At 66.2% G+C, this 6,688-nt stretch carries 6 protein-coding genes; 1 reads left to right on the top strand and 5 read right to left on the bottom strand.

Features of this window, described 5'->3' with window-relative positions; genetic code table 11:
- Nucleotides 1–162: 162 nt before the first annotated feature.
- The 5 genes from EKL94_RS21600 to EKL94_RS21580 form a co-directional block, all read right to left on the bottom strand.
- Nucleotides 163–1,311, bottom strand: coding sequence for an ABC transporter substrate-binding protein (locus tag EKL94_RS21600; protein ID WP_126930589.1), 1,149 nt, complete (start codon nt 1,309–1,311; stop codon nt 163–165).
- Nucleotides 1,312–1,440: 129 nt separating this feature from the next.
- Nucleotides 1,441–2,445 (bottom strand): class I fructose-bisphosphate aldolase, encoded by a 1,005-nt coding sequence (locus EKL94_RS21595; RefSeq protein WP_126930588.1) that lies wholly within the window; start codon nt 2,443–2,445, stop codon nt 1,441–1,443.
- 279 nt (nt 2,446–2,724) lie between these two features.
- Nucleotides 2,725–4,191, bottom strand: coding sequence for a pyruvate kinase (gene pyk, locus EKL94_RS21590; protein WP_126930587.1), 1,467 nt, complete (start codon nt 4,189–4,191; stop codon nt 2,725–2,727).
- Between the two features lie 208 nt (nt 4,192–4,399).
- Nucleotides 4,400–5,053 carry an HAD hydrolase-like protein gene (locus EKL94_RS21585; protein WP_126930586.1) on the bottom strand — a complete coding sequence of 218 codons (654 nt, stop codon included), beginning with the start codon at nt 5,051–5,053 and terminating at the stop codon, nt 4,400–4,402.
- Entirely contained in the window at nt 5,050–6,225 is a 1,176-nt protein-coding gene (locus EKL94_RS21580) for a phosphoglycerate kinase (RefSeq protein ID WP_032127869.1), read from the bottom strand. The genes EKL94_RS21585 and EKL94_RS21580 overlap by 4 nt, the downstream gene beginning before the upstream one ends.
- Nucleotides 6,226–6,505: 280 nt before the next feature.
- Here EKL94_RS21580 and EKL94_RS22555 point away from each other — a divergent pair.
- Nucleotides 6,506–6,688, top strand: a 183-nt coding sequence (locus EKL94_RS22555) for a hypothetical protein (RefSeq protein ID WP_221767991.1), incomplete at its 3' end; no start/stop codon positions are given.

The following is a 6,688-nucleotide window of genomic DNA, read 5'->3' as shown; positions in this document are numbered from 1 at the left end:
ACGCCGAGCGACCCCACCTGTCCCTTAAAATGCAGACGCCCGATGCGATGCATCGGGCGTCCTTGGTCGCCTGACGGCGGCCGGATCATCCACCCCATAGGTGTCAACCTATGGCAGGACGAGTCACAGCCTTGATGTCATCCACGCTGCGCGTGGATCACCTCAACGGCTGGCAGCTTCGACCGCAGCAGCGGCGTCATCGGCCACGGCGGCGGCATCGGCAGCGGCACGCGCGGCCGAGGCGGCAGCACCGTCGGCGCTGGCACCCTCGACCTGCACGCGTACTTCCACCAGGCCCGCACCGTTGTTCAGGCTGGACACGTCCACCGTGTAGTGACCGGCCGGCAGGGTCTCTTCCAGGCGTGCGTTGGTGCCATTGCCACCGTCGTCGTCGGTCAGTTCGACGGCGCCGCCGACCACACGCAGCACGGTATCGACCTGGCTGGAAATCGCATCCAGGCGCACGTCGGCCGGACGATCCAGGGTCAGCAGGAAGCGGCGGCGGCCTTCGTTGTCGAGCATGGTGTACGCGCTGCCCGACTTCGGCAGTGCCGTGCCGTCGCGGTCCACCAGGTTGCCTGGCAGCTCGATGCGGGTGGCCGACAGGGTGAACATGCCATTGACGCCGTCGCCGAGGCCGCGCGCAGTCAGCGTGTACTTGCCCGGCTTCAGCGAGAGGTTCAGGCGCGAGTTGGTGCTGTCGCCACCATCATCGTTCTCGGCATCCACGCCCTGGCCGGACAGCTTCAGCACCGGATCGAAGACATCCGAGACCAGACGGATCTCGTACAGGCCCGCCTTCTCCACCTGCAGGGTGTAGTCCTGCGAGTTGCTGGCCAGCATGTCGACGATCTCGCCACTGCCTGCCAGCGGCTTGCCGTCGTACGGCTTCAGCTTCTCGGCGCGCAGGCGGTAAGGACCAAAGGCGCTCGGACCGTTGGCGTTGACCGCCACCTGGTAGGTGCCGCCACCGTTGGCACGGAAGGCCAGCGAGACATCGCCTTCGCGTTCGTAACCGGTATTGCTGGTAGACACCAGGCTGCCGTTGCTGAACACGGCGATCGAGCCGGTCAGTGCGCCGGTGAGCTTCAGGCCGACCAGTTCCCTGTCTTCCAGCTTGATCTGGTAGAGCTGGTGATGGCTGCCGTCGTTGAAGTTGATGCCGCTGCGCGAGGTGATCTCGCCGGACACCGGCTTGTCGAAATCGAGCGACGCGGCCTTGCCTGCCTCTGCGCCGCCGCCACCGATGCGGTTGCACCCGCCGGCGACCAGGACCGTGGCTACGGCCAGTGTGATTGCTGCCAAACGCATGTTGTTTCTCCTTGGCCTTCCATGTGGTTCCCACGCACCGGCCGGGCGCGTGGGGGCGGAAACGATACCCGCAAAAGCAAACGCCGGCGTGATGCCGGCGTTGCCTTGTTCATCCAGCGATGGGACGGATCAACCGTTCCACTTGCCCAGCGCGGCCAGGCCGTTGTCCTTGGCGCGCTCGTACACGGTCTTCTGGGCAGCAGCGTAGTTGCCCTTCATGTCCTTGGCCCACAGCTTCAGCGCGGCCTGCTGCATGGCGCGGCCGTAGGAGAAGCTCAGCGGCCACGGCAGGTTGCCCAGCTGGTTCATCGCGTTCAGGTGCTCGGTGGACTGCTCGTCGCTCTGGCCACCGGACAGGAACACCACGCCCGGCAGGATGGCCGGCACGGTGCTCTTCAGGCACATCACGGTCGATTCGGCCACTTCCTCTGCGTCGGCCTGCTCATCGCAGCCCTTGCCGGAGATGACCATCGAGGCCTTCAGGATGGTGCCTTCCAGCAGCACGTTCTGCTGGTACAGGGCATCGAACAGCGAACGCAGGGTGGCTTCGGTGACTTCGTAGCAGGTCTCGATGTCGTGGTCGCCGTCCATGATCACTTCCGGCTCGACCATCGGCACCAGGCCGCATTCCTGGCACAGGGCGGCATAGCGGGCCAGCGCGTGGGCGTTGGACTCGATGCAGGTGCCCGACGGAATGCTTTCGCCGATGTTGATCACCGCACGCCACTTGGCGAAGCGCGCACCCAGCTTGTAGTACTCCTGCAGGCGCTCGCGCAGGCCGTCCAGGCCCTCGGTCACCAGCTCGCCCGGGCAGCCGGCCAGCGGGTGCGCACCCTTGTCCACCTTGATGCCCGGAATCATGCCGTGGTCGGCCATGTACTTGGCGAACGGCACGCCGTCCTTGGTCGACTGACGGATGGTTTCGTCAAACAGGATGGCGCCGGAAATGTGCTCGTTGAGCTTCGGCGTGGTCAGCAGCAGTTCGCGGTAGGCACGACGGTTCTCCTCGGTGTTCTCGATACCGACGCCAGCGAAACGCTTGGCGATGGTAGCGGTGGATTCGTCGATCGCGATGATGCCCTTGCCCGGGGCAACCATGGCCTGGGCGGTTTCAGCCAGCTGTTCGATGCTCATGTACTTCCTGTGGCGGGTGCGGGAAAAACGTAAGTATAGCCCCGCCGCCCGTTGCGCCGACGTGCAGGCCAGTCTGGAAACGATTCCAATGTCCGCGCAGGACAATCATTGACCCATGCGGACTGAGCGTGGGTACCGCGCAAACCCGGATCCCGGGACGAGTGCCCCCTGAGTCAGGGGGCGGCCGCGCAGCGGCGGGGGTCTGGATGCTGGTAAGAAGGGGCCCACGATCTGCACAGCAGATCGTGGGGCGACAGCGCGCATGCGATGGCGCGTACCTTACAGGTCGCCCAGGCCGCTGGCACGGCCGTCTTCGCCCACTTCCAGCAGGCGCAGGGTGTTGGTCGCACCCAGGGTTTCCATGTGCTCGCCGCTGGTGAACACGACGCGGTCACCGGCCTGCAGCAGTTCGGCTTCCACCAGCAGGCGGATGCTGCCGCGTGCGGCTTCGCGCGGGGTCAGGCCACGGCTGTCGAAGTTGATCGGGTAGACATCGCGCATCAGTGCCATCTGGCGGCGTGCACCGTCGTGGCGGGTGACCGCGAACACCGGCGCCTTGGCGCGGAAGCGCGACAGGTAGCGGGCGGTGCCACCGGATTCGGTCATCGCCACGATCGCGCGCACGCCCACGTGCTGCGACAGGAACATGGTGGCCATGGCGATGGCCTGGTCGGCACGTTCCAGGTTGCGCGGCGAAGCGTTGAAGTCGGTCTCGGTCTGGAACTGGCGCTCGGCGCCCAGGCAGATGCGTGCCATCGCTTCCACTGCCTTGACCGGGTAGGCACCGGCAGCGGTTTCGGCCGACAGCATCACCGCGTCGGTACCGTCGATGACCGAGTTGGCCACGTCCAGCACTTCGGCGCGGGTCGGGATCGGGCTTTCGACCATCGACTGCAGCATCTGCGTGGCAGTGATCACCACCTTGTTCTGTGCCAGCGAGGCCTTGATGATCTTCTTCTGCAGGCCCGGCAGTTCGGCGTCGCCGATTTCCACGCCGAGGTCGCCACGGGCCACCATCACCACGTCGCTGGCCTCGACAATCTCTTCCAGGTTCTCAATCGCCTCGGTGCGCTCGATCTTCGACACCAGCGCGGCATCGCAGCCGTGCGAGCGGGCGATCTCACGCGCGTCGTTCATGTCCTGCGCGTTGCGGCAGAACGACACGGCGATGAAGTCGACACCGATCTTGGCGACGATGCCGATCAGCTCCTTGTCGCGCTCGGTCAGCGCGCCCAGCGACAGGCCACCGCCCTGCTTGTTCAGCCCCTTGCGATCAGACAGCGCGCCGTCGTTGAGCACGGTGTTGATGATGCGCTCGCCCTGCACCTCGACCACCTGCAGCTGCATCAGGCCATCGTCGAGCAGCAGCACATCGCCCGGGCCGACGTCCTGCGGCAGGCCGAGGTAGCTGACGCCCACCTGGGTCGCATCGCCGGGGCCGGCGTTGGTGCTGGCGATCAGGTCGAAGCGGTCACCCGCCTTGAGCTGCACCTTGCCTTCGGCGAAGCGTTCGATGCGGATCTTCGGGCCCGGCAGGTCAGCCAGGATGCCCACTTCCACGCCCACGCGGGCTGCAGCAGCACGCACTTCGGCGGCACGCTTGGCCTGGCCGGAGGGATCGCCGTGGCTGAAGTTCAGGCGCACCACGTTGACGCCGGCGCGGAACAGATCCTCCAGCACGCCCGGCGGATCAGTGGCCGGACCGAGGGTGGCAAGGATCTTGGTGCGACGCTGACGCTCGAACATGGTGAATGGGCCTCTCCCGATAAAGAACGGAAATTAGCACATCCTTCACGCCGCATGTATACGGTTACAGCCTTGTGCTGCCTGACTTCGCGGGTCATGGAACGGACATCGGCCGGACATACGCTGGCGCAGGGCGCGCTGTAGCCGAGCCCACGCTGTGCTGGGAACACGCCGGAGCAGCCGAGCATGGGCTCGGCGCCCCAGGAAGCTAGGCCAGCAGCGTTTCCAACTGTGCCGGCTCACGGGCCAGCTGGCCGGCACCGGCTTCGGTGAGTTCGGCCTCACCGCCGAAGCCCCACAGCACACCGACGCTGCGCAGGCCATGGTGACGCGCGCCTTCGATGTCCATGCGGCGGTCGCCGATCATCCAGCACTGCGCGGGCTGCACCTGCAGCCGGCGCAACGCCTCGCCGACCAGTTCCGGCTTGTGGCTGCGCGAGCCGTCCAGGGTCGAACCGACGATCTCCTCGAACAGCCCGCCGAACGGCAGGTGGGCGAGGATGCGGCGCGCGTGCGGCTCGTTCTTGGCAGTGACCACCGCCAGGCGGTGGCCACGACCATGCAGCGTGCGCAGGGTGTCTTCCACCTGCGGGTACACCGTGTGCTCGCGCCAACCCTCGGCGTCGAAGCGCTCACGGTAGTAGCCCACCGCCTGCTCCACCCGCGCCGGTTCGACGAACAGCGGCGCGAAGGTGGTGCGCAGCGACGGACCGATCCAGCCCAGCAGGGTTTCCTGCGGCGGCACCGGATGGTCCATCTTCTGCAGCGCGTAAGCGATGCAGGCGGTGATGCCCACCTGCGAATCGATCAACGTGCCGTCGAGGTCGAAGAACAGGACATCCTTGCTGCGGTCGGCACTCATGCGCCGCGCGCGTCGAGTGCGGCCACCGCCGGCAGGGTCTTGCCTTCCAGGAATTCCAGGAACGCGCCGCCGCCGGTGGAGATGTAGCTGACCTGCTGGGCGATATCGAACTTGTCGACCGCGGCCAGAGTGTCGCCGCCACCGGCGATGGAGAATGCCGGCGAGCTGGCGATGGCGCGGGCCAGCGCTTCGGTGCCCTTGCTGAAGGCCTCGAACTCGAACACACCGACCGGACCATTCCAGACCACGGTACCGGCCTTGCCGATCAGCTGCGCGTACTGCGCAGCGGTCTGCGGGCCAATGTCCAGGATCAGATCGTCTTCGGCAACCGCGTCGACCGCCTTCACTTCGGCAACCGCGTCGGGCATGAACTGCTTGGCGGTGACCACGTCGACCGGAAGCGGGATGTCAGCGCCACGCGCCTTGGCATCGGCCACGATCTTCTTTGCGGTGTCCAGCAGATCCGGCTCGTACAGCGACTTGCCGACGTTGTAGCCAGCGGCGGCAATGAAGGTATTGGCGATGCCGCCACCGACGATCAGCTGATCGACCTTGCCGACCAGGTTGGCCAGCAGTTCCAGCTTGGTGCTGACCTTGCTGCCGGCGACGATGGCCAGCAGCGGCTTGGCCGGTGCATCCAGCGCCTGCGCCAGCGCGTCCAGTTCGGCCATCAACAGCGGGCCACCGGCAGCGACCGGGGCGAAGCGGATGACACCGTGGGTGGAGGCCTGCGCACGGTGCGCGGTGCCGAAGGCATCCATCACGAACACATCGCACAGCGCCGCGTACTTCTTCGATAGGGCTTCATCGTCCTTGCCCTCGCCGACGTTCATGCGGCAGTTTTCCAGCAGCACCAGCTGGCCCGGCTGCACGTCGACACCATCGACCCAGTCACGCACCAGCGGAACCTCACGGCCGAGCAGCTCGGACAGGCGCTGGGCGACCGGCGCCAGCGAATCGGCTTCGCTCCACACACCTTCCTTCGGGCGCCCCAGGTGCGAGGTGACCATCACCGCCGCGCCCTGCTCCAGCGCGCGCTTGAGCGTCGGCAGCGAAGCGGTGATGCGCTGTTCGGAGGTAATGCGGCCATTCTCGATCGGCACGTTCAGATCCTGGCGGATCAGCACGCGCTTGCCGGAGAGGTCGAGGTCGGTCATGCGGACGATGGACATGGGCAACTCTTTGGCTCAGGGACGGGATGCCGGGGTGCGGCAGACGGCCATTGTATCGGGTGCCGATGCCTGCGGCAGGCAGAGGCGCACAGCAACAGCAACAGCAGCGGCCAAAGCCAAAGCGCTGGCGCTTCGTGATGCTGTTTGTGGGCCGGGCCGCTGTGGGCTGGCAGGGGACGCCGTGAATCCGTCCGTGGAGGCTTGGTCGCCGCATCCATGCGGCTCACACCCCTGCCAACCCACACCGCCCCGGCCTCGACAGGTTCATGAGGTGATGCGGATGGAAAAGGCAAAAGCGGTTTCTGGTGTCGGAGAAAAATGTAGAGCCGAGCCCGTGCTCGGCTGGGTCTATCGCGAACAGCAGCCGAGCGTGGGCTCGGCTCTACAAGGAGCGCGCAGCGAAGCTGCTTTTGCTCTTCTTTTTCATTTCCGTGGGTGGACGCACACGGAAACTGTCAGAGGC

The sequence above is a fragment of the Stenotrophomonas maltophilia genome (genome assembly GCF_003970865.1).
In the GTDB taxonomy this organism is placed as follows: domain Bacteria; phylum Pseudomonadota; class Gammaproteobacteria; order Xanthomonadales; family Xanthomonadaceae; genus Stenotrophomonas; species Stenotrophomonas maltophilia_AR.
Note: the sequence above shows the minus strand (reverse complement) of the source record. Positions and strands in the feature narration are given on the sequence as shown.

What these genes read in the sequence shown, in the direction of transcription:
- EKL94_RS21580 (WP_032127869.1), bottom strand. Translation starts at nt 6,225, where the DNA reads ATGTCCATCGTCCGCATGACCGACCTCGACCTCTCCGGCAAGCGCGTG.
- EKL94_RS21600 (WP_126930589.1), bottom strand. Translation starts at nt 1,311, where the DNA reads ATGCGTTTGGCAGCAATCACACTGGCCGTAGCCACGGTCCTGGTCGCC.
- EKL94_RS21585 (WP_126930586.1), bottom strand. Translation starts at nt 5,053, where the DNA reads ATGAGTGCCGACCGCAGCAAGGATGTCCTGTTCTTCGACCTCGACGGC.
- pyk (WP_126930587.1), bottom strand. Translation starts at nt 4,191, where the DNA reads ATGTTCGAGCGTCAGCGTCGCACCAAGATCCTTGCCACCCTCGGTCCG.
- EKL94_RS21595 (WP_126930588.1), bottom strand. Translation starts at nt 2,445, where the DNA reads ATGAGCATCGAACAGCTGGCTGAAACCGCCCAGGCCATGGTTGCCCCG.